Origin of the sequence: Chryseobacterium sp. 3008163, from assembly GCF_003669035.1 — a bacterium.
In the GTDB taxonomy this organism is placed as follows: Bacteria; Bacteroidota; Bacteroidia; order Flavobacteriales; family Weeksellaceae; genus Chryseobacterium.
In genome coordinates this window covers 3,971,811-3,995,870 of the sequence record NZ_CP033070.1, presented here as the reverse complement: position 1 = coordinate 3,995,870, position 24,060 = coordinate 3,971,811, and the positions used below count along the sequence as shown (strand labels likewise).

The window sequence follows — 24,060 nt, the reverse complement described above, 5'->3', positions numbered from 1 at the left end:
TAACTTACTTTTTAATCTGCTTTTTAACTTCCTTCGCCTCTGCCACAATTTCCGGGAAATCTGCATAGTTTGAGATGATCTGGTCGCAAGTATAACTCGCCTGATAATTATCTTTCAAACCAATATAATTTTTCGCCATCAAAACCAATGCTTTTGCTCCCCAATAATCTTCTGATGCATAATTGTTAGCCAGTTTGAAGATGGTTTCATTGGAAGATTTAAATGCTTTTCCTTTGTTCTGATAAAATGCTTTTGCATAAAGTGCTTCTGCTGCAACTTCAGTATTTGAAGATTTTTCAAGCGAAGTGTAAGCGGTCTGCGCATCTTTATCTTTCCCTGAGTTCATCAGACTTCTCGCCTTGATTACTTTTGCAGTTTCGATAACCGCTGCAGAGTTTTTATTGTTGGCGATCACAGCGTTTGCTAATTTTTCAGCTTCTGAGAAATTCTTTTCTTCGGCATACATTTTCATCAATTCAACATTCGCATAATTTTTAACGTTGATATTGGATGAATTTTTAATGTTTTCTAAATACTTTTTAGCCTCAGCAGAATTCCCCTGTGCAATGTAAATCTGAGATACTCTCGTTGCCGCATCATCCTGATAATCATTCTGAATATTGGCAATTTCCTGAAGAACCAATAATGCTTTCGTAGGATTATTCGTCTGATAATAACTTTCACCCAACTCATATTTAGCCTGATAAAGACCTTCTCCTGTTGGATTTTGCGTTAAATATTTCTCGTAGTAAGAAATTGCATTTTTGTAATCTTTCTTCGTGAAATATTGTTTACCTGTTGATAAATTGATTTCGTCGATTTCAGAAGCGTCGATATTAACTCCTATATTTCTTGCAAAATCAGCATATCCTGAAACATCACCGTTTTTGGTGAAAATAGGTTTCGCAGCCTGAACAATTTTCTGTGCGTATGCCGTATTTTTATATTGTTCACCAAGAGATTTTAATTCAGATAAAGCTTTATCATTTTGATTTTGGTCAATATAGTTCTGCGCTCTGTAAATCGATGCATTCGCTACCAAGTCTTTATCGGAAGAAGATTTAATCACCTTTCCGAAGAAATCATTGGAGTTGGCAAAGTCATCCTGAGCTGCATAAGCCACACCCATTTCGTATTGTGCATCATCAATATAATCAGATCCTGGATATTTAGAAATTAACGATTTTAAGTTGGTAATTTTCGCAACGTTATCATTTTTAAATCCTAAAGCCAACGCTTTTTGGTATAAAGTATAATCTGTAGCATCCTCGTTTTTATCGTAAATCGCAATCGCCTGATCCAAATCGTTGTTGGCATAATTAATATCCGCTAAACGAAGCTCAGCATCATTTTTAAATTCAGGCTTTGGATTTTTTAAATATTGTGTAAAATACTGTTCTGCCTGATCGAATTTTTTAGATTTAAAATAAGCATATCCCAAATCGTAAGGCAGCTGTTGTTTTTCAGGGAACGTTTCGTTGGTTAGTTTTTCGTAACGGGCAATCGCAGAAGGATAATTTCCTTTCTGATAATACACCTGTCCCAACCAATACAAAGCTCTGCTGTTGAATTCTTTATTTAAATCAAATTCTAAACTTCTGAGAAAGTATTTTTCCGCTTCGTCGAAATTACCTTTATTGAATTCCTCCGTTCCCAATAAATAAGAAACTTCCTGATCTACTTTATCGGTTTCAGGAGTTGAGTTTGGCAATTTATCAATCGCATTTAATGTCTCTTTAAAGTTTCCGGAATACAGGTAAGATTTCACCAAAAGTGATCTCATTTCTGCATTTTTAGCACCGCTTGGGTTGGCTGTAATGTAATTTTGAATCACCGTTGTCGGACTTTCAAACGGGTTTCCGATGTCGTAACCCAATTTTGCGTACTGTTCGTGAGCCAACTGTTTTACACTCGCATCATAATCCATCTGATAAGACGAACGGAACGCCGATAGTGCTTCCTGCTTTTTATCAACCGCCAAATAAGCGTTTCCTAACTGATAATAAGCATTCTGAGCCAACGCTGAATTGCTGTTGATCAATTGGTTGTAATAAGAAACCGCTTCATCATATTTTTTAAGCTGAGCCGCCACAAATCCCATTTCATACAGATCATTTTCTGACGGGTTTTGCTGTACGCTCAGATAATCTTTCAAATGTGGATACGCCGATTCATAATCATTCTTCATGAAATAAGATTCACCAATGATTTTGTGAACCTCCGCTTTGTAAGACGCAGAAATATCTTCGTTCAACAAAGCATTTCCTTCCGAAATCGCTTTATCGTAATCTTTATCGTTGTAATGCATCTGCACGTAATACGGACGCACCAATTTTGAAAATTTCGGCTGATCTTTTATTGAATCAAAATACTGAAACGCCTGATCATTTTGCTTGCTTGAATAATACAAATGACCCAACATATATGCGATATCACCTTTCTGAGATTCATCAGCCGTTTTGTGAGCTTCTTCGAGAGCATCAATGGCACCTTTAGAGTCACCCATCATAAATTTAGCGTAACCCAATTTCAGAATATACTGGGTATTCTCTTCTTTGGTAAGTTGGTATTGATTAACCTTTTTTAAAGTTTTTAAAGCTTCCTTAAAATCTTTTTTAGCTAAATAATAATCCGCCAAAGGTAAATTGGCCTGAGCAAAATACGCAGAGTTCGGATATTCTTTCATAAAAGCCGTCAATCCTTCTTCCGCATGATTTTTCTGCAGAATCACTCCTATCACGTTATCAAAAAACTGGGCAGCTTCTTTTCTCGATTGCTCCAGATTCTGATTGTAGAAATACTGTCGTGCATATTCGTATTGAGAAGCGTTGTATATTTTGGTCTGATAAAGATTCTGAGCAAGATTAAACCTATAGTTTTCCTTTTGAGTAAAGTATTGAGACTGTTGAGCTTCGGAAACCCCGAAATAGAAAACAGCAGCCGCTAAAAGTATTTTTTTGATTTCATTAACATCAAATTTTAAAATGGAAAGGCCTTCAAAAATGAGACCAAATATTTTAATTTTAAGATAAGATTTTATCCACAAATTATCAACGAAAATATCGAAAAGATATTGTATAAACAAGCCTTTTAACATATTGTTAGTATGTGGATTATTTTTTAATACTAATTAACTTTTCAACAAGAAATATTAAGAAAATCTTAATTATTTATCAGAAATAATTACATTTGTTTTTTTCAACTTTTATATAACTATTAAATGAATCAACTTTTCAGAAGGAAAAACTATTCAGCAACAGATACTTCCACCAATCTTTTGCGGGTTTTAGGAACTTGGGATATCGTTTTTTTTGGAATTGCCGCCATCATCGGAGCCGGAAGTTTCAGCAGTTTGGGTGAGGCCGTTTTCAGGGGCGGTCCGGGTGTTATCCTACTCTATCTGATTTGTGGTTTTGCCTGTGGCTTTACTGCTTTATGCTATGCAGAATTTGCCAGCAGAATTCCTACAGCAGGTTCGGCTTACACATATGCTTACGCCAGTTTTGGTGAATTAATAGCTTGGGTGATCGGCTGGGCTTTGATTATGGAATACTCTTTCGGAAATATTTACGTTGCTTTCTCCTGGTCAGATTATTTTACAAGTTTCCTCGAGCGCCTTGGAATGCACATTCCTGATTACTTGACTTGCAGTTATACCGAAGCGAAAAAAGCTTTTTTAAACGGTTCCGAAAATAAAGAACTCATCAATGCGTGGACGTCTGCTCCTTTATTGGGAAGTTTAAAATTCATCGTCGATATTCCTGCATTAGTGATTAACGGATTAATTACGTGGTTGTGCTACCGTGGAGTGAAGGAAAGTAAAAACTTCAACAATTCTTTAGTAATTTTAAAATTAGCTGTCATCGTTTTGGTGATCTTGGTTGGTTTTTCATACATCAATACCGACAACTGGACGCCAGTAAGCATAGAAACTGGAACACGTTCATTTATGCCAAATGGTTTTGCAGGAGTAATGAGTGCCGTTTCGGGAGTTTTCTTTGCGTATATAGGATTTGATGCACTGAGTGTACTTTCCGAAGAAACAAAAGATCCACAAAAGACATTACCAAAAGGAATGATTATTTCTTTGGCTTTGTGTACCGTTATTTACATCTGTCTGACTTTGGTTTTGACCGGAATGGTCGACTACAGAAAATTTGACGGCGTTGGAGATCCTCTATCATTTATATTTGAAAAAGCAAATGCCAATGTTGCCTGGATGGAACTGACGGTTTCATTTGTAGCGATTGTAGCAATTACCACAGTTTTATTGGTATTTCAGATGGGACAGCCAAGAATTTGGTATGCCATGAGCCGTGACGGTTTGATGCCAAAAAAATTCCAGACAGTTCATCCAAAATATAAAACTCCTTCGTTCGCAACGATTGTTACGGGTATTGCGGTTGGAGTGCCTATTCTTTTCACAGACAAAAGTTTCATTTTAGATTTTACAAGTATCGGAACTATATTCGCTTTTGTATTGGTTTGTGCGGGAGTTTTAACGCTTCCTCCGAAAGAAAAGATCAAGGGTCGTTTCCACCTTCCGTATATTAATGGAAAGATTATTTTTCCCGTGATTTTCATCGGAGCTTTGGTAGGATTTCATTATTTCCAACCTGATTTTTTTGATCATTTAATGGAATGGAATGATCCTAAAAACGGAGAATTCCGAGCTTCTATTTTCTTTTTTATCTTAATTAATTTAGGCCTTTGTTTCTTGACATTTATTAAAAATTTGTCACTGATTCCATTAATCGGTTTAAGCTCTTGTTTATATTTATTGACGGGAATGAGCCACGAAAACTGGTTCTATTTCGGATTATGGTTTGCCGTAGGTTTGGTGATTTATTTCTGTTACGGATATCAGAACAGCAAGCTGAGAAATGCGAATTAAAAGATGAAATACCTTTTCTGTCTGTTATTTTTAATCATCATCGGATGCAGCAAATCTAAAGTTGAATCGGGCAATGATTTAACTTTAGGGAATTCAGAAGAAAAGAAAATTCCCTACAAAGAATTTTTAATTTCAATCAACAAAAAGACTGCGGAAGAAAAGAAAAATTATCTGTTTAAATTTATTAACTACGATGTTCCCAATTATTGGATGGGTACGCCTTGGTCATTCAACGGAACATCAAGAGAACCTCAGAAAAGTACCATCGCCTGCGGATATTTTGTAACCAATGCGCTGACTGACTTTGGTTTCGACATCAACAGAACGTATCTGGCGCAACAAGCTTCTTCTGTGATGATTAAAAAGCTTTGCAAAGACATCAAATATTTCAGCAAAAAACAGGATTTAGAAAAATATATTTTAAGTAAAGATAAAAACCAAGTGTATATTGTCGGTTTAGATTTTCATACCGGATTTATCACGAGAGAAAATAAAGACACTTATTTTATTCATTCGAGTTACATCAAAAACAAAGGTGTGGTAAAGGAATCAACCCAAACTTCACAGGCACTGAACGCTTCTAAAACTTTTATGATTGGAACCTTAAATTATTGATATAATAATCCAATCCTTGTTTTTCGAAAATAAGTGGAACGCCTTTGTATATCTTAATTTGAAAACCTTATTAGCTAACTCTTTGTTTAGCTTTGCGTTTAATTATCGCAATGAAAGACAAAGTTTTTGACAATCTGCATTTTATATAAGAAAAACAAAGGCATTTCATTTAAGAAAGTAATACAATATTTGAATAAATCATCTAAACAAAAAAAGTATCCTAAATAATTGGCGAAATAATTGCTAAGGTTCATCTAAGAACTTTAAAAATTAATGCCATGTCTGAAAAAATCAAAACATACCAGGAGTTCTATGAGTTTTATCTCGACGAACACAAGAAATTAGGAACAAGAATTTTTCATTTTCTTGGAATTCTATTTATTTTTCTCGTCATCGGTTTTGTAATTTACACCGGAAAAGAAAGATTTCTTTGGTACATTCCGATTGTTGGGTATGGTTTTGCGTGGCTGAGTCATGCATTTATTGAAAGAAATAAACCCGCAACTTTTAAATATCCGCTTTGGTCGTTGCTTTCTGATTTTAAATTATTCTTTGAACTGTTGATTGGCAGGCAGAAATTCAGAACTCAAGAAAAAGCTTAACTTTGACTACCCTTAAATATTTATTATGAAAAATATTCTAAAATCTCTTTCCATCATTCTTCCAATGGCATCAATGCTCGTAATGACGCAATGCAAACCAATGCCGAATTCAGGATCATCAGCAGATGAAAAAACCTTCATCATTGCTTCTCAAACCGTAGACTGCACCGGAGTTGCTCCAATGAAATGCCTTCAGGTAAAAGAAAAAGAATCTGACAGCTGGGGAAATTTCTACAGCAACATCGAAGGCTTCACCTACGAACCCGGATTTGAATATGTTTTAAAAGTAAAAACAGAGAAAATTGAAAATCCTCCAATGGATGCTTCATCCATAAAATACACTTTGGTAAAGCAGGTTTCTAAAACCAAGAAATAAAAAAATCCCTTTCAATATGTATTGAAAGGGATTTATATTTTCAGCAAATTATCTTAATGCTCATGATTTCTCGGAGGTTCGGGTAATTGCGCTTTATTGGCTTCATCCATTTTCTGCGTTGCAGCCATAGAAACAACCAATTCATTCAGCATAGAGCTTGCCGCTTGTGGCGAATTGGGCAATAACACCAAATTACTTCTGTTATTTGCTCCGATGGAATGTAGAGTATCATAATGCTGCGTCACTACAATTAATGCCGAAGCTTCTTGTGCATTGATTCCTGCAGCATTCAGCATTTTCACAGACTCTTCAAGACCTTTTGCAATTTCTCTTCTTTGATCTGCAATACCTTGTCCTTGCAGTTTTTTAGATTCTGCTTCTGCTTTTGCAACTGCAACAATTCTGATTCTCTGAGCTTCAGATTCGTATTCTGCGGCAGTTTTTTCACGTTCTGCAGCGTTAATTCTGTTCATGGCATGTTTTACCTGCTCATCCGGATCGATATCAGTTACCAAAGCTTTGATGATATCATAACCATAACTTTGCATTGCCTCCTGCAATTCACTTTTTACAGCAACTGCAATGTCATCTTTCCTTACGAAAACATCATCTAATTTAGTTTTTGGAACTTCTGCACGCACAACATCAAAAACGTAAGAGGTAATCTGATTTTCAGGATTTTCTAAACGATAATAAGCGTCTTTTACGTTTTCTCTGATCACCTGATACTGAACAGAAACTTTCATTTTAATAAAAACGTTATCCAATGTTTTCGTATCAATGATAACATCCAACTGCTGAATTCTAAGATTTAGACGCTTTGAAATTTGATCCAAAAAAGGAATTTTCAAATGCAAACCGGCGTGGCTTACTTTTAAGAATTTGCCTAATCTTTCTACAACCGCTGCAGATTCCTGCTTGACCGTGAAAAAAGATGCAAATAATGTGATCAGTCCGAAAAAGACCAAAATACCTAAGTATATCATAGTTTTAATTTTTAAATGTAGAAGTTATTTGTGTTTCATCATCAGAACTATTTAAAAAGCCCATATCTTCAAAAATAGGTAAAATAATTTTATTTAATGTAATGAAAATCAAAACCTTTCTCATAATGTCAAAAGTCGACTATTATTCTATTGGCTCATAGAAAAACATTTTAATAAAAAACTTAATTTTGAATATTAATTATCATTATGGTTGATGCTAAAGAAATATTAAAAGAACACATCTTAAAATACGCTTCTCTCACTAACGAGCAGTTCGAATATGTTTTTACACATTTTAATATAATCAAACTAAAGAAGGGACAAAGCCTGATCACGGAAGGAGATTTCGTGGATCACGAGTATTTCGTTGTTGACGGTTGTCTGAAAGCATTTTACCTTAATGACACTATGAAAATGTTTATCCTGCAATTTGCGATGCCGAACTGGTGGGTAACAGATTTTGATGCGCTTTACAACAAAAACAGAGCAACTATAAACGTTGATTGCATCACCAACGCCAATATTTTATCAATTTCTAATGAAGATCGAGAGAAAATTTGCAAAGAAATTCATGAAGTTGAGCATTTTTTCAGATGGCGGACGAATAAAGGCTATGTTGCAGCACAAAAACGTCTTCTTTCTTTTATGAATAACGATGCGAAATTCAGGTATGAAGAGCTTTTAGCTTTGTATCCTCAATTGTACAATTTGGTTCCGAAACATCTGATTGCAGCGTATTTGGGAGTCACGAGAGAGACTTTAAGCAGACTTCATCAGTAGTTCTCCAACCTTAACCTTAGCTTTAAACTTCCCATATTTCGTGATCTACATCACGTAACTTTTCCCTTCAATCGGCTGACATTTGTATCATCATTTAAAACAAATCAAAATGGATACAAAAAATTTTAAAGTAAACAGCGAAAACAGTTTAGTTGAATGGATCGGAAGAAAAGTAACCGGAGCTCACAACGGAACAATCGAAGTAAAAGAGGGAAATTTCAATTTTGAAAACAACATTCTTTCTTCAGGAAAATTTGTCATCAACACAAGATCAATTAAAATTCTTGATATCGATGATTCTGAAACGAACGCACAATTCGCCAATCATTTGGCTTCTGATGATTTCTTTAACTCAGATCAGTTTTCTGATGCAGTTTTCGAGATCAAACACGCAGAACCGGGTGAAAACAATTTTTACCATGCAACCGGAGACCTTACTATCAAAGGAATTACACATTCACTTGAAACGACTTTACAGATCGTGAAGACAGACAACGTTGCAGTTTTAGATACTAAAATTGTCATTGACAGAACAAAATTCAACATCAAATTCAGATCATCCAATTTCTTCAGCAATCTTGGAGATACTTTGATCTACAACAATTTCGACTTGAGTGTTCACTTAGTTGCAGACGCACAGTAATTTATTAACAACAATTAAAATTTAACATCATGCCATTCATAAAAGTAGATGTTTTGCGCGAAGATCTTAATCGCGAAAAAAAACAACAATTAATCAGAGAGCTCAATAAAGCTGTAACAACAGTTTTGAATAAAGATCCACACTTGACACACATCGTGATCAATGAAATCGAAGACGACAACTGGGGATACGCCGGAGAACAGGTTACCGTCCTGAAAGAACAAGGATTTTCAACTGAAAAACAATAAATCAGACATGAAAAAACAAACAGTAATCGTTACAGGTGCATCATCAGGAATCGGTTTGGAAATTGCCCGTTATTTTCTGGACAGAGGTGATAATGTGGTCATAAATTCACAAACAGAATCAAAATTACAACAGGTTTACAACGAATTGGGAGCAGGCGAAAACCTTGTGATGGTCACAGGAAGTGTTGCAGATAAAGCCGTTGGAGAAAAATTAGCAAAGACGACGATTGAAAGATTTGGTTCGATTGATGTATTGGTCAACAATGCAGGAATTTACGAAAACAAACCGTTTTTAGAAGTTACGGAAGAATATTTAGATAAATTTTTAAATACAAATTTAAAAGGAACATTCTTCACAACGCAATCTGTAATTCCTCAAATGCAGAAACAAAAAGACGGAGTTATTATCAATATCGGAACTCCGCTTGTGTATCACGCGATCGCACAATCTCCGTCAACTGCACCGATTTCGAGCAAAGGAGCAATTCATGCTTTGACATTGCAATTGGCAGCAGAATTCGGAAAAGATAATATCAGAGTAAATGTCGTTGCACCGGGACTCATCAGAACGCCGATGCACGATGAAAGTATTGATAACAATGCGGGAATTCATTTGATTAACCGCATCGGAGAACCGGAAGAGATCGCTCAAATGGTTCATGCTATTGCTAAAAATACATTCATCTCAGGCGCCATCATTAATGTAGATGGAGGAATGGGCGCCGGTCATCAATTGTAAAAATGAAAGTTATACTATTATTTGCATGGCTGTTTATCTTTCCGGTAAACAGCTTTGCTCAAAAATCAAAGTCATGAAAAAGACACAGTACAAGAAACAGAAATAAGAAATGCCATCGAGCAATATTATTTTAAAGGAATTTATGAAGGTAATACCGAACTTTTGAAACAGGTTTTTCATAAAGATGCCCTACTTTTCGGAGATATAAAAGGAGTTCCTTACTACAAAACCGCCACACAATATATTGAAGGTGTCGGAAGCAGAATAAGTCCTCAAAAATCGGGGAAAGATTTCACCCCTACAATCATCTCTATCGACGTGATAAACACGATTGCTACAGCAAAATTAAATGTAAAAATGTATGATTTTAATTACTATAATTTTATAACTTTCAATAAAATTAATGGTAAATGGCTCATCGTCAATAAAACATTAACTGATGTAGAACTTTAATTTTAAATTTTAAACCAAAATCATCAAAATCATGTGGAATAAAAACAGAATAACAGATTTATTAGGCATAGAATATCCAATTTTTCAGGGACCTTTTGGTGGCGGATTATCGACAGTTGAATTGACTTCTACAGTCAGCAATCTCGGCGGATTGGGCGGTTTCGGAGCTTATACATCGTCTCCTGATGAAATTTATGAAATTGATAAACAGATAAAATTAAAGACAGACAAACCTTACAATCTCAATCTTTGGGTAAACGATCATGATATTATCGATCAGGAATACACTGAGAATCAATATAAAAAGACGGTTGAAATCTTCAAACCTTATTATGACAACTTAAATGTTGAAGTTCCTGCGCTCCCACCCTCCTTTGAGTCGAGATTTCAGAATCAGCTGCAGGTTGTTTTTGATATTAAACCTAAAGTTTTCAGCTTCATGTTCGGACTTTTAGATCAGGATATCATTGAAAGACTGAAAAACCAAGGAACCATCGTTGTCGGAAACGCAACAACCTTAGATGAAGCCATTGCTTTGGAAAACATCGGTGTAGACGTGATTGTCGCATCAGGGTTTGAAAGTGGCGGTCACAGACCTTCGTTTTTAGATAAAGCCGAGCTTTCAACGACAGGAACTTTTGCTTTAATTCAATTGGTTAAAGATAAAGTGAAAACTCCAATTGTAGCAGCCGGAGGAATTGCCAACGGTCGAGGAATCGCTGCAGCAATGACTTTAGGAGCAGAAGCCGCACAAATCGGGACTGCATTTTTAGCAACCGAAGAATCCGGAGCATTGCCTATTCATAAAGAATTTTTGTTTTCAGACGCAGCAAAATCCACTACCCTTTCCAGAGCCTACACAGGAAGATTAGGACGCGGAATTACAACAGAAATCACAAGAAAACTCTTAACCGCAACAGGTCAAACCTTGCCATTTCCTTTGCAGACAACCTTCATTTCATCCATGAGAAAAGCAGCGTTGGAACAAAAGAAGCACGAATTGGTTTTCTTCTGGTCAGGACAAATCGCCCCCATTTTAAAACATAAAAAAGCATCAACATTAATGAAATCATTAATTGAAGATGCTTCTGAAATATTGAATAAATAGAATTGATTACATGGTCATTCCAATGTCAATTCCTTTGATTTTTCTGTAAAGATCGGTTGCGTAATTGTCTGTCATTCCCGAAACAAAATCGATCACTCCGAGAACTTTTTGGTAATCAGTTCCGTTTTCGTAGATGAATTGTTTTGGGATCAATTTTAACGCTTTTATATCGTAAGATTTAATTTTTTCTTCTGATTTTAAAATCGACGGAATAAAATGATCCAGCAATTCATACATTACATTATAGCCGGCATTTTCAATTTCAACTACTGCTTTATGGTTGTAAATTTTCTCAACAGAAAAGCTTGCAATATCCTGTAATGCTTTATTTTCACCTTTATACATATCGAGCAGAGCTTTGTCAAGATTTCCTTCAAGAATTTTATCAAAGTTCTGTTTGTACATTGAAATCGATTTATTAATTAAAGCATTAATAACTTTAGCTCGTAAATATGAAATTTTTTCGTTGTCATTTCCAATAGAATCAAGCTTTCTTTTCACTCTGTCTACATCATCCGTTTCGGATTTTACCAGCTCAAAAAACAGGTTTGTACAATCTGCTGTGGAAACAATGCCTAATCGGTGAGCATCTTCCATATCGATAATATTGTAGCAGATATCATCCGCAGCTTCCACCAGCCAAACAAACGGGTGTCGCTTGAAAATATGAGGTTCTTCGCTTTCTGAGATTAGATTTGTTCCTTTTGCAATTTCAAGAAAAATATCCTTTTCATTTTGAAAAAAACCGAATTTCTTTCTGTGAATAATTTTCTTATCTCTCGCGATCGCTTCACACGGATATTTTGCAATACTCGCCAAAGTGGCAAACGTTAATTGTGTTCCTCCCGCATCTTTTCCTTGCTGTTGTTGAGCTAAAACTCTTATTGCATTGGCATTTCCTTCAAAATTAACCAGATCAGCCCATTCTTTTTCATTGAATTTAGGTTTAAGATCATTTTCATTTCGGTCAAAATAACTAGCAATGGCATCTTCTCCCGAATGCCCGAACGCAGGATTTCCAACATCATGACAAAGACAGGCTGCCGCGATTACATTTCCTAAATTATGAAGATAAAAACTTTTAGAATCTTCCGTTAGATCACTTTGATAATTATCGTGAATAAATTCTCCGATAACACTTCCCAAACTTCTTCCCACAGAGGAAACTTCTAAAGAATGCGTCAGACGGTTGTGCACAAAAACACTTCCCGGAAGCGGAAAAACCTGGGTTTTATTCTGCAGTCTTCTGAACGCCGAAGAAAAGATAATTCTGTCGAAATCTCTTTGAAAATCTGTTCGTGAAGCTTTGGTATGTGGATTATTTCCTGTGCGCTGATTCGTAAAAATCTGATTCAAATTCATCATTTTCCAAAATTAATTCAATTTTTACTTTTAAAGGAACAATATTTGAGTTTTTCTTAAAAAAACAAGCTATGCCTGAAGGCCCAACCATTGTTCTCATGAAAGAAGATCTGCAAAAGTTTGTAGGTGAAAAGGTTACTGAAGTTAGCGGAAGTGAAGTTCCAAAAACATCAGAAATCAAAGGAGAAATTCTAAAAGAAATCAAAACTTTTGGGAAACAAACGTTTCTAATTTTTGATACCATTATTTTTAAAGTTCATCTTATGATGTTCGGTTCATATAGTTTATATAAAAGAAAAGACATTGACACGCTTCGATTAGGATTGACTTTTAAAGATGGCGGAATGTATTTTTATACCTGCGTGGTAAAAGTCGTTGACGAAAGTTTTCTATTAAAAATTGATTGGGAGGCCGATATCATGAGCAACAAATGGAATCCCGAAAAAACTGAGCAAACTTTAAAAGCAGCTCCTAAAATGATGATTTGTGATGCGTTGATGAATCAGGATATTTTCTCCGGCGTTGGGAACATTATTAAAAATGAAGCATTATTCAGAGTCGGAATTCATCCCGAAAGTCTTATTGGAAATTTACCTCCAAAAAAATTAAAAGAAATTATCGCAGAAGCAAGGAATTACGGTTTCGATTTTAAGAAATGGAAAAAAGCGAATGTTCTCAGCAAACATTTTCAAATTTATCATCAGAAAAATTGCCCTATTTGTGGTGCAGAAGTCATTAAAAAAGATACCGGAAAAAGCAAACGAACCAGTTTTTTCTGTGAAAATGATCAGAAACTGTATTAAAATCATGTTTTTAAGAATATAAAAAAATCCTAATTTTATCAAAGCTAAATTACAATGAAATGACCAATAACAAATGGCTTGACCGATGGGATGAAAGATACAGCAACGATGAATTTGCCTACGGCACACAACCCAACAACTATTTAAAAGATCAACTCCAAAAATTAGAAACAGGTTCTATCCTATTTCCGGCTGAAGGTGAAGGTCGAAATGCCGTTTTTGCAGCACAGCTCGGATGGAATGTTTCTGCATTTGACATTAGTACTGAAGGAAAAAACAAAGCTCTATTGCTTGCCGAAAACAACAATGTAAAAATAGATTATCAGGTTGGTGAATTGCAAAGTTTGAACTTTAAGAAAGAACAGTTTGACGTTATCGCATTGATCTACGCTCATTTTCCTGCTGATATAAAATCTTCTCTTCATACAATGCTTGAACAGTATCTGCGTAAAGATGGCTTTATTATTTTTGAAGCTTTCAGCAAAAAGCATCTTGAATTTGTTTTAAAAAACGAAAAAGTTGGAGGTCCAAAAGATATAGAATCTCTATTCTCAATCGATGAAATAAAATCTGATTTTCCAGATTATGATATTATTGAATTAGTAGAAACAGAAATTGAGCTTAGTGAAGGTGTTTTTCATAATGGTACAGCTTCAGTAATCCGATTTCTGGGAAAGAAAAAGTAAGATATTTTAAACATCTAAATTCAACGAACCACCGGAATATGCAGTAAAAAATGCAGATCTGTACACTTCGCCCAAAGGAATTTCAGATTCATCGATATAAATACTATGATTATCAAAAGAATCAATACAATTTAAATTAACCACAAAAGATTTGCTCACTCTGCAAAAAATTTCTGATGGAAGTTTCTGATGAATGGTTTTAAGATTCATAGCCGTAATTAACTTTTGAGCTTTGGTATGAATGACAACATAATCTTTTAAACCTTCAATAAATTTAATCTCATCAAAATTTAATTTATAAAACCTTCTGTCTGCTTTGATGAACAGAAATTCTTTGGTGTTCGATTCAACCGTATTTTTTGTAGTCTCTTGTGAAAGTAATTGGTGATAAAGTACAGCTTTTTTGATTGCTTTTTCGAGACGGGGCTTTTCAATTGGCTTTAATAAATAATCGATCGCATCAAGCTCATAACTTTTTAAAGCATACTGAGAATAAGCGGTTGTGAAAACAATCAAGCAATCCTTGGGAAGCATTTTGGCAAATTCTAAACCGGTCACCAAAGGCATTTCTATGTCCAGAAAAATAAGATCAACAACATTCGTTTTTAAAAATTCTAAAGCTGCAGGGGCATTGGAAAATGATCCCAAAATATTAATTTTTGAAACTTCTAAAATCAGTGACTGCATTTCTGCTCTTGCCAAAGGTTCATCATCTACAATAATACAATTCATACAGGAATGGTTAGATTTACAATATATTCATTTTTTGTGGAGTTAATTTCCAGCGTAAAAGTGTTTTGATAAAGCAGCTCCAATCTTCTTTGATGTTTGCCAATCCTAGTCCGCTATAATTGGATTCAGGAATCGGGAAGTCTGAATTTTGAGAATTTCGACATTGAAAATGAAGATTTTTATCTTTAATTTCGATACTCACTTTCACATACGATTCTTTTCCGCTGATGTCAACACTGTGTTTCACAGCGTTTTCTACAAATGTGGTAAACAAGTTGGGCGGAATAAATGTAGAATTTAAAATTCTTTTATCATGAGGGCTTTCAATAGTAACCTCAAAATTTTCTCGCCTTATTTTTTCAAGATTCAGGAAATTAGACAAAAAATCGATTTCTGAAGTCAGCATTGTTTTTTCTTCATTGTTTTCATAGAGTTGATATCGAAGAAACTCAGACAATTTCATAATAACGGTAGTTGCTTTTTCCGGGTCGGTTCTTATCAAAGCCTTCACATTATTCAGCATATTAAACAAAAAATGCGGATTAATCTGATTACGAAGCTCATTGAGCTCCATATTCAAGGTGAGGCTGTTCAGTTCAGCAATTCTTACACTATCTCTAATCCATTTTTGGAGCAATTTCACTGTTGTGGTCACCAAAATAATGGAAATACACATCAAAACACCTTCATACAAACCACCTCTCTTATCATCGTATTCATCAACTTTAAAATCAACAAAAAAACTCATCACATATGAAATAATGTTCAGTCCCACAACCCCCATTAAGATTAATAACACAAAATACAGAATGTAATAAGTACGGAAGAAAAACCTTGGAACCAGCACATACATATTAATATACGCCATCGTCAACAATGAAATGTAAACTGTTCCCAATATATAATAATGAACCGAATCTACATAAAACTGCCAAAACTGAGCAAAGTAGAGTAAAATAAAAAAGAAAATAATAAAAGACAGATGCCGCAAAAATCTGAACCGATCTTCCACTAAAAAATCAATCACAAAATTATTTTTAAATCTTTAGAGTACAATTTCATGTTTTCAAGATTACATTTTCACTGAATAGCAAAAATAACTAATAACGGCTTTAAACCGCTTATTATTATACGAACCCTTCACTTTATTATACTAAATTTTAATATGTGGTATTTGGTAGAATTTGTAAGGCGGTTGGTATAAAAAACCGATTACCAAAGCGCTTTCTCTATTCCTTTGTCCTGTAAAATTTATTAAAGACATGGAATTAAACGTTTTTCAGAAACTCACAGAGCAAATAACACAAGAGTGTTATTTTATGACCGATTCTCAGCAGGAAGAAAAAGTCATCCAGCTGATCGACCTGCATCATTTTATAGAATCTTATAATCAAAGCCTGAAAGTGATTGATTATATCCACCACCCGATCAATATCATCGAGGAAAACAGAGTGAAAAAAGGGATTTTATTTTATGACATGAAGCATTCTCATGCTTTAGACATTTATGAATCTGAGCTTTTTAAAAATCATCATCAGATTAAGGAATTATGGTTTGTTTTTGTAGAAGAAGAAAGCGTTTCACAAGTTGAAAAGTATATCAATTTCATTCAACTTAATGCGATAGAAACATTTTACGACAGAATATTTATGTTCAATTTTTTCCAATCTACCATCAACGCAATCAAGTAAATTTCTATGACAACATTAAAAAAAATCTAATCACTTTCGCTCTTATTCCTGTTGCAACGATGGTTTCGGCTCAGAAAAAAGATAGTATTCCGAATAAAGTAATTGCTTTTGTAACCGATAAATTTCCGCAAGCGAGAGATTTAAATATTGAATTCACACAGGTTACTCCTTACAAATTTTCTCCTGAGCTCTATGGAAATGACTTGCCAGAAAACAAAATCAAAAGTTTTCATCAGGTAAAAGCAAATGCCAATGTTTATTTGATTAAAAACAGAAAATGGCTGTTGAGTGCATCATTAAATTATCGATTTACGTCAATCAATGCAGAAAATAATATCAATTTGTTTTCTGAGGAAAATGTCAGCAAAGGAAATTTCCATTATCATTCTGAAGCCGTAAATGTGACGCATTTCACCAAATTATTTAATAAAATCGCCATTTTTTCTGCCACTGCATCGATTGACGGAAGCGATCAGCATTTTGAAAGAATCAGAGGAATGGTGACCGGAAGTTTGGTTTTAAAAGCCAATGCAAAAACTAAAATGACTTTGGGAGTTGCAATTTTTGTTGATCCAAGCACACCAATTCCTGCACTTCCGATTTTCACGTATGAACATAAATTTGACAACGGCTGGGTTGCAGATATCATATTACCAAAGAAAGTTTTGGTGAGAAAAGATATTTTTTCAAACGGAAGAATTTCATTTGGTACTGAGATGGATAATACTTCGTTTTACCTTTATCCATCAGGCAAAACTTACGAATTCAGGCAATTGGAAATCAATTCCGGAGCGATCTATGAACACAATTTAGGAGGAAACTTTATCGGAACTTTAAAAACAGGAATCCGAGCCACGCCATCATCAAGAATTTTTGAAAAGAATGAATCTCCGAGAGATTTTATTTTTGACGTCAATGCAAAACCGTCTTTCTATTTCAATGTGGGAATTTCTTATAACCCATTTGGAAAACCAAGAGTTAAGCTGTAAAATTGATGTTAAAAAATTGGTGCTTTTAATGTTTCAAACATTTAATATGCTTTACATTTCATTTCCTTGATATTGTCAACCTGAAAACAACAAATACATAAACATTAACATATTCACATTTTTTTACGAATTAAACAATTAAAATACATAATATATCACACTAGAACCATCCAAAACAACAATAGCAAAATCATCCAAAAACGCATTTAAACATACATAAAACACTGATATACATCATAATATTTTTATTTGACATTCAATTTGAAAGCTGTAATATTGCATTATAGAATTCGCAATAAATATTTAAATAAATAAAAATTCAAAAATTATGATCGCAATTATCGGATTAACTACATGTGCAGTATTAGTTTCATCTTACATCGCAACTGTAAAGAAAGAAAATCAATAATTATTAACTAAAAAATAGTAGCTTATAAAGCAAATTTATTAGTTAGTATTATTTATGTTTGCAGTCTCAATGACTGCCCGCTGTTTTACTCAACCGGAGTAAAGCAGCGCAAAAAAACATAACAAAATGATTACAGAACTCGAGCAACTTCAAAATTCAGTTTTTTCTAAGCTCAACTTAATCATTTCTCATCTCCAGCCAGATTCTGAATGTGAAGAATATTTTGGTCACAGTTTCCAATTAAATCAATTCAGCATTAAATTCAGAAAGGCTAAAATCACTCCTAAGAAAATCGGACAATTTGTGACTTTATGGAAAAGAAATCCTGAAAGCAAACAAACCGAACCATTCACTTCTGAAGATCCTTTTGATTTTTACATTATCTTCTGTGATAATGATGACCAATCCGGATTCTTCTTCTTCTCAAAGGAAATTCTTATTCAAAAAAACATTCTCACTACCCTTTCTAAAGATGGAAAGCGAGGTTTCAGAGTTTATCCAACTTGGGACTCTCCCGAAAACAAACAAGCCACTAAAACTCAGGATTGGCAAAAGGATTTTTTCTTTAATTTTTCGGATGATGATTTTCTTGGAAAACTCCGTCAGTTTGAGTGTTTTTCATTATAAAATAATGAAAAATGTATTAAGAACCAGTGAAAGAATTACAATCATAAAATCGAAAAATTCTCGATACGATTTTTTCAAAATCTACTCGAAGTGACAATATTTAAAAAAAACACCTATCAACCAAAATATTCTAAAGAATTATCTTTGTCACAACAAAAGTTTAAACAAAGCAAAATATGAATCTGTACAATCTTATTATTCAAGACAAAGAAGAAGTAACGCTCAATGATGTTTTCCTTGAACCTAAAAATAAAGAGCAGTTTGTACAGCTCATCAAAGAACAAACCTACGCTAAAGAATTGCAGGAATACGGACTTCCCGTTAACAATAAAATTCTTCTCGAAGGCAGTTCAGGCTGCGGAAAAACCATGACTGCAAAGGCGATTGCAAATGCTTTGGGCAAAAATATCATCATCCTCAACCTCAGCAATATCGTTTCATCAAGAATTGGTGAAACTTCACAAAACATCAAAATGATTTTCGATAAAGCAGCAAGAGAACGATCCGTTCTTTTCCTTGATGAACTCGATCAAATCGGGAAAGCTCGTGGCAGTGACGATAAAGATGTTGGTGAAATGAGAAGATTAGTCAACACTTTGATTCAGTTGATTGATTATTATCCCGAAAATGCATTATTACTTTGCGCCACCAATCACGCTGAAATCATTGATACAGCTATTATCAGACGTTTTCAACTGAAGATAAAATACGAAATGCCTTCACAAGAATTTCTGGATTCTTTTTACGACAGTCTTCTCGCAAAATTTCCGGAAGATTTAAGAAATATTGATAGGAGATATGAAATTTCGTTTGCTGAAGCTAAGGATTATACTTTTACCGTAATCAAATCAGCATTGATTAACAAATTGGAAGCTAAACACAAAGTCTAAAATGAAAGAAGATATTCTCCACAACTTAGAAATCATCAACAACAGAATAAAAAACGCCTGTGAAAAAGCTGGTCGAAACGTTGATGAAGTGAAATTGTTACTGGCAACCAAAACTGTTTCGGCAGAAAGAATAAAAATAGCTTTAGAAAACGGAGAGACTTTAATTGCCGAAAATAAAGTGCAGGAATTGAAAGAAAAGTATGAAGATTTAAAAGATATTCCTCACCAAAATCACTTTATAGGGCATCTTCAAACCAATAAAATTAAAGATATTTTAAAATGTGACGTAAGTTGTCTTCAATCTCTTGATCGCTTTGAACTCGCTATGAAACTTCATCAAAAGCTTTTAGCAGAAGGAAAAACGATGGATGTTTTAATTCAGGTAAACACTTCCGATGAAGAAAGTAAATTCGGGATTCCTTCTGATTCCGCAATTGATCTGGTTGAAAAAGTTTCTAAATTTCATACTTTAAAAATCAAAGGTCTAATGACAATCGGACTCTTCAGTGCAGAAACCGAAAAAGTAAGACCAAGTTTTAAAATTCTTAAAAATTTACAGCAGGAAATCATTCAGCAAAACATCCCCAACGTAGAAATGAAAGAACTATCCATGGGAATGAGCAGTGATTTAGAAACAGCTATTGAAGAAGGAGCTACGATTGTGAGGGTGGGAACGGCAGTTTTCGGAGCGAGAATTTATCCGGATTCTTATTATTGGGATGAAAATAAAAAATAAACGAATGAAAAATCTTACAGTTCTTTTTATCTTTTCAGCTTTACTTTCATGTACTCAAAAATATGATGGAGAAGTGAATTTTAAATCCTGTAAGATGAGATATGATGTTATTGATGAGGAAAAAGAGAAACAAATGTATGGTCAGAATATGATAGGAAATCAATGGAGATCTGAGTCGGCAAAACAGAAATTGGCTCTTTGTCTTTGTGAAAAATATCTACAAAATCGGGATGAAGAAATCAAAGAAAAGATTCTGGAGATTTACAACGCAGATATGGATTACTTTCACAGACAAAAGTCATTTAAAAGAAATGATTTTGATTCGATTTTAGTGAACAGAAAAGAAATTTTTGACTATAGAATTTTGGTAGAATAAAAATTCTCCTTTAGTCATAGAAACAAGCCACTGCAAACCCCTAATCAATCAGAAGAAATAATAATGATAACAAAACTGATTCATACAATAGTACAAATTGTAAAATTTGGATTAGAGACCAACTTAAAAATCAATAAAAGTGATAGAGATTTATTGTTAGAAAAATCTCTGATAACTATTTACAGTTTATATTTTGATATTCGCTATGAGCATGACAATACTGATTATGCAGAATACAATGAACACAAATATGCTGATATAAGAAAGAATGTTGAAAGTAATTTTCCAGACTTTGGTTTTTACAATATTGCTCTTGATTTAATGATTACTGATAAAGAAGATAACATTGCAATCGGTGATGCAATAGACGATCTATCAGATATTATCCTAGATCTGTTAGAAATAAAATGGAGAATAGAAAACAATAGCCCTGATGACGGACTTTGGTATTTTCAATTTATTTTTTCAGGTCACACCCAGCAGCATATTATTGATCTGTTAAACTATTTAAAACAGAGAAAATAATAAGCCAACACAAGCTTGCAAGCTCTTACTCACTCCCCTTCCCCATTCTCCCCAAAATCACCTCCCGCAATCTCTCCTCATTTTTATCACCCCAATTTCCCAACGCAGAAATCACAGGAATCAGCGTCTTCCCAAAATCGGTTAGAAAATATTCTACCTTGGGTGGAACCTGTGCATAAATTTTCTTTGAAACCAATTCGTGTTCCTCCAGTTCTTTCAGCTGAATATTCAGAACACGCCTTGAAGCATCGGGAATTTTGCGCTGCAGTTCGCTGGGGCGCAGATGCCCTTCATTGATAAACCATAGCAAACGGATTTTCCATTTACCGTAAAGCACCTCGCCAATCAGGTCGAGACCGCAGTTTAAGTTCAGGGGAATTTTTCTCTCATGCATACTGTAAAATTAGCCCAATGTACCAAAATGTACAATAGGGGAAAAAATTATCCCTATGCCATTCGATTTTCCGTTATTGCCTGATTGGGTGATACTTCAGAAATTTGTACCAAAGAATTAACAAAATGGAAAACCAATTTAATTTCAATGACGAACTGACAGGCAAAATCGCGCTTGTCACAGGTGGCACAAAAGGAGCCGGAAAAGCGATCGCAGAAAGACTGCTTAATGCGAGAGCAACCGTCATCATCACTGCAAGAAATCCACCCGAAGAAGTAAATACAAACCTTCACTTTATCTCCGCAGACCTCAGCACCGCTCAGGGAACTCAAAAAGTAGTCGATGAAGTCCTTCAGCAATTCGGGAAGCTGGATATTCTTGTCAATAATCTCGGCGGTTCGGATACCAAAGGCGGCGGTTTTACCGTATTGACCGACGAAGACTGGATGCAATCATTTCAAACTAACCTGATGTCACCTGTTCGTTTAGACCGTGGCTTTTTACCGCAGATGATCGAAAGGAAAACTGGTGTCATCATTCACATCGCTTCCATTCAGGCAAGATTACCGCTGTACGACAGTACTCTTCCCTACGCCGCTGCTAAAGCAGGTTTGCTCAATTACAGCAAGAGTTTATCCAACGAAGTTGCTCCAAAAGGTGTCCGCATCTTAACCGTATCACCTGGTTGGATCCTGACCACCGCCTCCGAACGAATGATGGAACGCATCGCCGAAAGTAACAATTCCACAATCGAAGAAGCCACCCAAAGCGTCATGACTGCCCTCGGTGGAATTCCTTTCGGAAGACCCGCAAAACCTGAAGAAGTCGCTGAATTGGTAGGTTTTCTTGTTTCACCAAGAGCCAGCTATTTAACCGGAACTGAATTTGTAATCGACGGCGGAACCGTGCCAACAATTTAATAATCTTAAAATACAATAAAATGAATTTACCCAACATTATCTCAGAATTAGTGAAAGCACAAAACGAATTTGACAGTGCAGCATATGCAAATTGTTTTACTGAAAATGCGGAAGTATTTGATGAAGGCAAAACCCACATTGGAAAAGCTGAAATTGAAAACTGGATTGATAAAGCTAATAAAGAATACAAAGCCACTATGAAGTCATTAGACTATAACGAAAACATCCTTTCAGCAGAAGTCTCAGGAACATTTCCCGGAAGCCCTCTCGTTTTGAAATACCATTTTGAATTGAATAATGGGCTGATACAGTCATTGAAAATTACCGGATAAAAATAGAATGATTTTATGATTGAAGCTGAAGTGAGAACTTTGGCTTTTTTTCATTTCAAATTGAAATAAAATTGGTTTTGACTGAATATTTAATTATTTTTAGCGCAATTAGTTTGGATTGACGCAATGCGTTAAGCCGAAAGTTGTAAGTAATTTTATACCACATCGCCTTGAAAGAAAAATTAGAAAAATCAAAAGCAACAATCGTAACGTTAATACTTCCAATTTTGATGTACTTTGTATATAAATCTTTAGGAATTTTATCAAACTTTGAGTTTTATTTTTATTTAGCTTTCTTTTACTTTTTCCTATTAATGTCTGTAATGTACTTAATAATTGAATTTGTTGAGAAAATTCATATAGTAAATGAAGAGAAACCAAAATATCATTTAATTTCAGAGGTTTTGAAGTTTATTTTTTTAATTTCAATTTTATTTTCTACCTATTATTGGATTATAAATGATAATAACAGCACTAATTTTTTGAATGTAACAAAAGGAAATAAATTTGAGATTTTCCTTGACTTTTTCTTTTATTCTTTAACTAGTTTTATAATGAATAATTCTAGTGAAATAAAGCCAAATACAATAATAGCAAAAGCAGTTGTACTAACACAAATAATAGCTTCATTTACTACATTAGTTCTTTTTTTATCACAACACAAAGAATTTGGAAACTTCATTAAACAAATAGAAGATAGAATAAATAGAAAATAAAGACTGCATACAAAATTGTATTGGCAAAATGTTGTGAGAAATACAAAATTGAAAAGTAGGCTTTTCATACTGCTCATTCTTTTAAATTCTCCATTTTTTTGTAAGTAGTAGTAGTAGTAGTAGTAGTAGTAGTAGTAGTAGTAGTAGTAGTAGTAGTAGTATGAAAAAGTATTTGCTACGTTTGTTCTTACTTTAACTTTATGTTTTTCGAAAGCTCGCTCCGCTCCGCTCTTGTACGATTGCATCGTGTGGCTATCAAAATAAAAACCTCACCCCTGCGAGGTTTTCCTATTTAACTCATACAGGCTTCCGCAAATACTCAATCCAGCAGAAACCTCAACTTTAAAACCAATTGCTGATTTCAAAAACCGATAAAGTAGTACGTTAGAGCATTTAAGTAGTTCGATGACCGCTTCAACCGCTTATAA

At 34.4% G+C, this 24,060-nt stretch carries 28 protein-coding genes; 22 read left to right on the top strand and 6 right to left on the bottom strand.

Annotated elements, in window-relative coordinates; translation table 11 throughout:
• Positions 1-4: 4 nt before the first annotated feature.
• Positions 5-3,097, bottom strand: a complete 3,093-nt coding sequence (locus EAG08_RS18515) for a tetratricopeptide repeat protein (RefSeq protein WP_228446646.1) — start codon at positions 3,095-3,097, stop codon at positions 5-7.
• A gap of 123 nt (positions 3,098-3,220) precedes the next feature.
• Here EAG08_RS18515 and EAG08_RS18510 point away from each other — a divergent pair, with 123 nt between their 5' ends.
• From EAG08_RS18510 to EAG08_RS18495, 4 genes are all read left to right on the top strand, one after another.
• Positions 3,221-4,894 (top strand): APC family permease, encoded by a 1,674-nt coding sequence (locus EAG08_RS18510; protein ID WP_129536725.1) that lies wholly within the window; start codon positions 3,221-3,223, stop codon positions 4,892-4,894.
• A 3-nt stretch (positions 4,895-4,897) separates the two neighbouring features.
• Positions 4,898-5,509, top strand: a complete 612-nt coding sequence (locus EAG08_RS18505; protein WP_129536724.1) for a hypothetical protein — start codon at positions 4,898-4,900, stop codon at positions 5,507-5,509.
• Between the two features lie 278 nt (positions 5,510-5,787).
• The gene (locus EAG08_RS18500) at positions 5,788-6,111 is read left to right on the top strand and encodes a DUF962 domain-containing protein (protein ID WP_129536723.1); all 324 of its coding nucleotides are present in this window, start codon (positions 5,788-5,790) and stop codon (positions 6,109-6,111) included.
• 25 nt (positions 6,112-6,136) lie between these two features.
• The gene (locus EAG08_RS18495) at positions 6,137-6,487 is read left to right on the top strand and encodes a DUF4377 domain-containing protein (protein WP_129536722.1); all 351 of its coding nucleotides are present in this window, start codon (positions 6,137-6,139) and stop codon (positions 6,485-6,487) included.
• 53 nt (positions 6,488-6,540) lie between these two features.
• On the opposite strand, the gene EAG08_RS18490 is transcribed toward EAG08_RS18495, so the two are convergent.
• Complete coding sequence (locus EAG08_RS18490; RefSeq protein ID WP_129536721.1) at positions 6,541-7,473, bottom strand: SPFH domain-containing protein; 933 nt, start codon at positions 7,471-7,473, stop codon at positions 6,541-6,543.
• A 207-nt stretch (positions 7,474-7,680) separates the two neighbouring features.
• Between EAG08_RS18490 and EAG08_RS18485 the strand changes: the two genes are divergently transcribed.
• From EAG08_RS18485 to EAG08_RS18460, 6 genes are all read left to right on the top strand, one after another.
• Complete coding sequence (locus EAG08_RS18485) at positions 7,681-8,253, top strand: Crp/Fnr family transcriptional regulator (RefSeq protein WP_129536720.1); 573 nt, start codon at positions 7,681-7,683, stop codon at positions 8,251-8,253.
• Between the two features lie 109 nt (positions 8,254-8,362).
• Positions 8,363-8,896, top strand: coding sequence for a YceI family protein (locus EAG08_RS18480; RefSeq protein WP_129536719.1), 534 nt, complete (start codon positions 8,363-8,365; stop codon positions 8,894-8,896).
• Positions 8,897-8,925: 29 nt separating this feature from the next.
• On the top strand, positions 8,926-9,144 hold the full coding sequence (locus EAG08_RS18475) for a tautomerase family protein (protein ID WP_072410790.1): 219 nt from the start codon (positions 8,926-8,928) through the stop codon (positions 9,142-9,144).
• 7 nt (positions 9,145-9,151) lie between these two features.
• Entirely contained in the window at positions 9,152-9,883 is a 732-nt protein-coding gene (locus tag EAG08_RS18470; protein WP_129536718.1) for an SDR family NAD(P)-dependent oxidoreductase, read from the top strand.
• Positions 9,884-9,937: 54 nt separating this feature from the next.
• Positions 9,938-10,336 (top strand): nuclear transport factor 2 family protein, encoded by a 399-nt coding sequence (locus EAG08_RS18465; protein WP_129536717.1) that lies wholly within the window; start codon positions 9,938-9,940, stop codon positions 10,334-10,336.
• Positions 10,337-10,367: 31 nt separating this feature from the next.
• Complete coding sequence (locus tag EAG08_RS18460) at positions 10,368-11,444, top strand: NAD(P)H-dependent flavin oxidoreductase (protein WP_129536716.1); 1,077 nt, start codon at positions 10,368-10,370, stop codon at positions 11,442-11,444.
• Positions 11,445-11,450: 6 nt separating this feature from the next.
• On the opposite strand, the gene EAG08_RS18455 is transcribed toward EAG08_RS18460, so the two are convergent.
• Positions 11,451-12,806, bottom strand: coding sequence for a deoxyguanosinetriphosphate triphosphohydrolase (locus tag EAG08_RS18455; protein WP_129537294.1), 1,356 nt, complete (start codon positions 12,804-12,806; stop codon positions 11,451-11,453).
• Positions 12,807-12,877: 71 nt separating this feature from the next.
• Between EAG08_RS18455 and EAG08_RS18450 the strand changes: the two genes are divergently transcribed.
• Positions 12,878-13,609, top strand: coding sequence for a DNA-formamidopyrimidine glycosylase family protein (locus EAG08_RS18450; protein WP_129536715.1), 732 nt, complete (start codon positions 12,878-12,880; stop codon positions 13,607-13,609).
• Positions 13,610-13,668: 59 nt separating this feature from the next.
• Positions 13,669-14,295, top strand: a complete 627-nt coding sequence (locus EAG08_RS18445; protein WP_129536714.1) for a class I SAM-dependent methyltransferase — start codon at positions 13,669-13,671, stop codon at positions 14,293-14,295.
• A gap of 6 nt (positions 14,296-14,301) precedes the next feature.
• On the opposite strand, the gene EAG08_RS18440 is transcribed toward EAG08_RS18445, so the two are convergent.
• Entirely contained in the window at positions 14,302-15,027 is a 726-nt protein-coding gene (locus EAG08_RS18440; RefSeq protein ID WP_129536713.1) for a LytR/AlgR family response regulator transcription factor, read from the bottom strand.
• A 16-nt stretch (positions 15,028-15,043) separates the two neighbouring features.
• A complete protein-coding gene (locus EAG08_RS18435) occupies positions 15,044-16,054 on the bottom strand; it encodes a sensor histidine kinase (RefSeq protein WP_228446645.1) in 1,011 nt (336 codons plus the stop codon).
• A gap of 235 nt (positions 16,055-16,289) precedes the next feature.
• Between EAG08_RS18435 and EAG08_RS18430 the strand changes: the two genes are divergently transcribed.
• The 7 genes from EAG08_RS18430 to EAG08_RS18400 all read left to right on the top strand — a co-directional run bounded on the left by EAG08_RS18430 (position 16,290) and on the right by EAG08_RS18400 (position 21,270).
• Positions 16,290-16,718 (top strand): hypothetical protein, encoded by a 429-nt coding sequence (locus tag EAG08_RS18430; RefSeq protein WP_129536712.1) that lies wholly within the window; start codon positions 16,290-16,292, stop codon positions 16,716-16,718.
• Positions 16,719-16,777: 59 nt separating this feature from the next.
• Positions 16,778-17,707, top strand: coding sequence for a hypothetical protein (locus tag EAG08_RS18425; RefSeq protein WP_129536711.1), 930 nt, complete (start codon positions 16,778-16,780; stop codon positions 17,705-17,707).
• Positions 17,708-18,242: 535 nt separating this feature from the next.
• Positions 18,243-18,743, top strand: a complete 501-nt coding sequence (locus EAG08_RS18420) for a MepB family protein (RefSeq protein WP_129536710.1) — start codon at positions 18,243-18,245, stop codon at positions 18,741-18,743.
• 176 nt (positions 18,744-18,919) lie between these two features.
• Entirely contained in the window at positions 18,920-19,633 is a 714-nt protein-coding gene (locus EAG08_RS18415) for an AAA family ATPase (RefSeq protein ID WP_129536709.1), read from the top strand.
• Position 19,634: 1 nt separating this feature from the next.
• A complete protein-coding gene (locus tag EAG08_RS18410) occupies positions 19,635-20,369 on the top strand; it encodes a YggS family pyridoxal phosphate-dependent enzyme (RefSeq protein WP_129536708.1) in 735 nt (244 codons plus the stop codon).
• A 4-nt stretch (positions 20,370-20,373) separates the two neighbouring features.
• Positions 20,374-20,745, top strand: coding sequence for a hypothetical protein (locus EAG08_RS18405; protein WP_129536707.1), 372 nt, complete (start codon positions 20,374-20,376; stop codon positions 20,743-20,745).
• A 63-nt stretch (positions 20,746-20,808) separates the two neighbouring features.
• Positions 20,809-21,270: a DUF5063 domain-containing protein gene (locus EAG08_RS18400; RefSeq protein WP_129536706.1), complete on the top strand. Its 462-nt coding sequence runs from the start codon at positions 20,809-20,811 to the stop codon at positions 21,268-21,270.
• A gap of 25 nt (positions 21,271-21,295) precedes the next feature.
• On the opposite strand, the gene EAG08_RS18395 is transcribed toward EAG08_RS18400, so the two are convergent.
• Positions 21,296-21,607, bottom strand: a complete 312-nt coding sequence (locus EAG08_RS18395) for a winged helix-turn-helix transcriptional regulator (protein ID WP_228446644.1) — start codon at positions 21,605-21,607, stop codon at positions 21,296-21,298.
• A gap of 182 nt (positions 21,608-21,789) precedes the next feature.
• Here EAG08_RS18395 and EAG08_RS18390 point away from each other — a divergent pair, with 182 nt between their 5' ends.
• The 3 genes from EAG08_RS18390 to EAG08_RS18380 all read left to right on the top strand — a co-directional run bounded on the left by EAG08_RS18390 (position 21,790) and on the right by EAG08_RS18380 (position 23,632).
• On the top strand, positions 21,790-22,584 hold the full coding sequence (locus tag EAG08_RS18390) for an SDR family oxidoreductase (RefSeq protein WP_129536704.1): 795 nt from the start codon (positions 21,790-21,792) through the stop codon (positions 22,582-22,584).
• Between the two features lie 20 nt (positions 22,585-22,604).
• Positions 22,605-22,916 (top strand): nuclear transport factor 2 family protein, encoded by a 312-nt coding sequence (locus EAG08_RS18385; protein ID WP_129536703.1) that lies wholly within the window; start codon positions 22,605-22,607, stop codon positions 22,914-22,916.
• 170 nt (positions 22,917-23,086) lie between these two features.
• The gene (locus EAG08_RS18380; protein ID WP_129536702.1) at positions 23,087-23,632 is read left to right on the top strand and encodes a hypothetical protein; all 546 of its coding nucleotides are present in this window, start codon (positions 23,087-23,089) and stop codon (positions 23,630-23,632) included.
• Positions 23,633-24,060 lie beyond the last annotated feature (428 nt).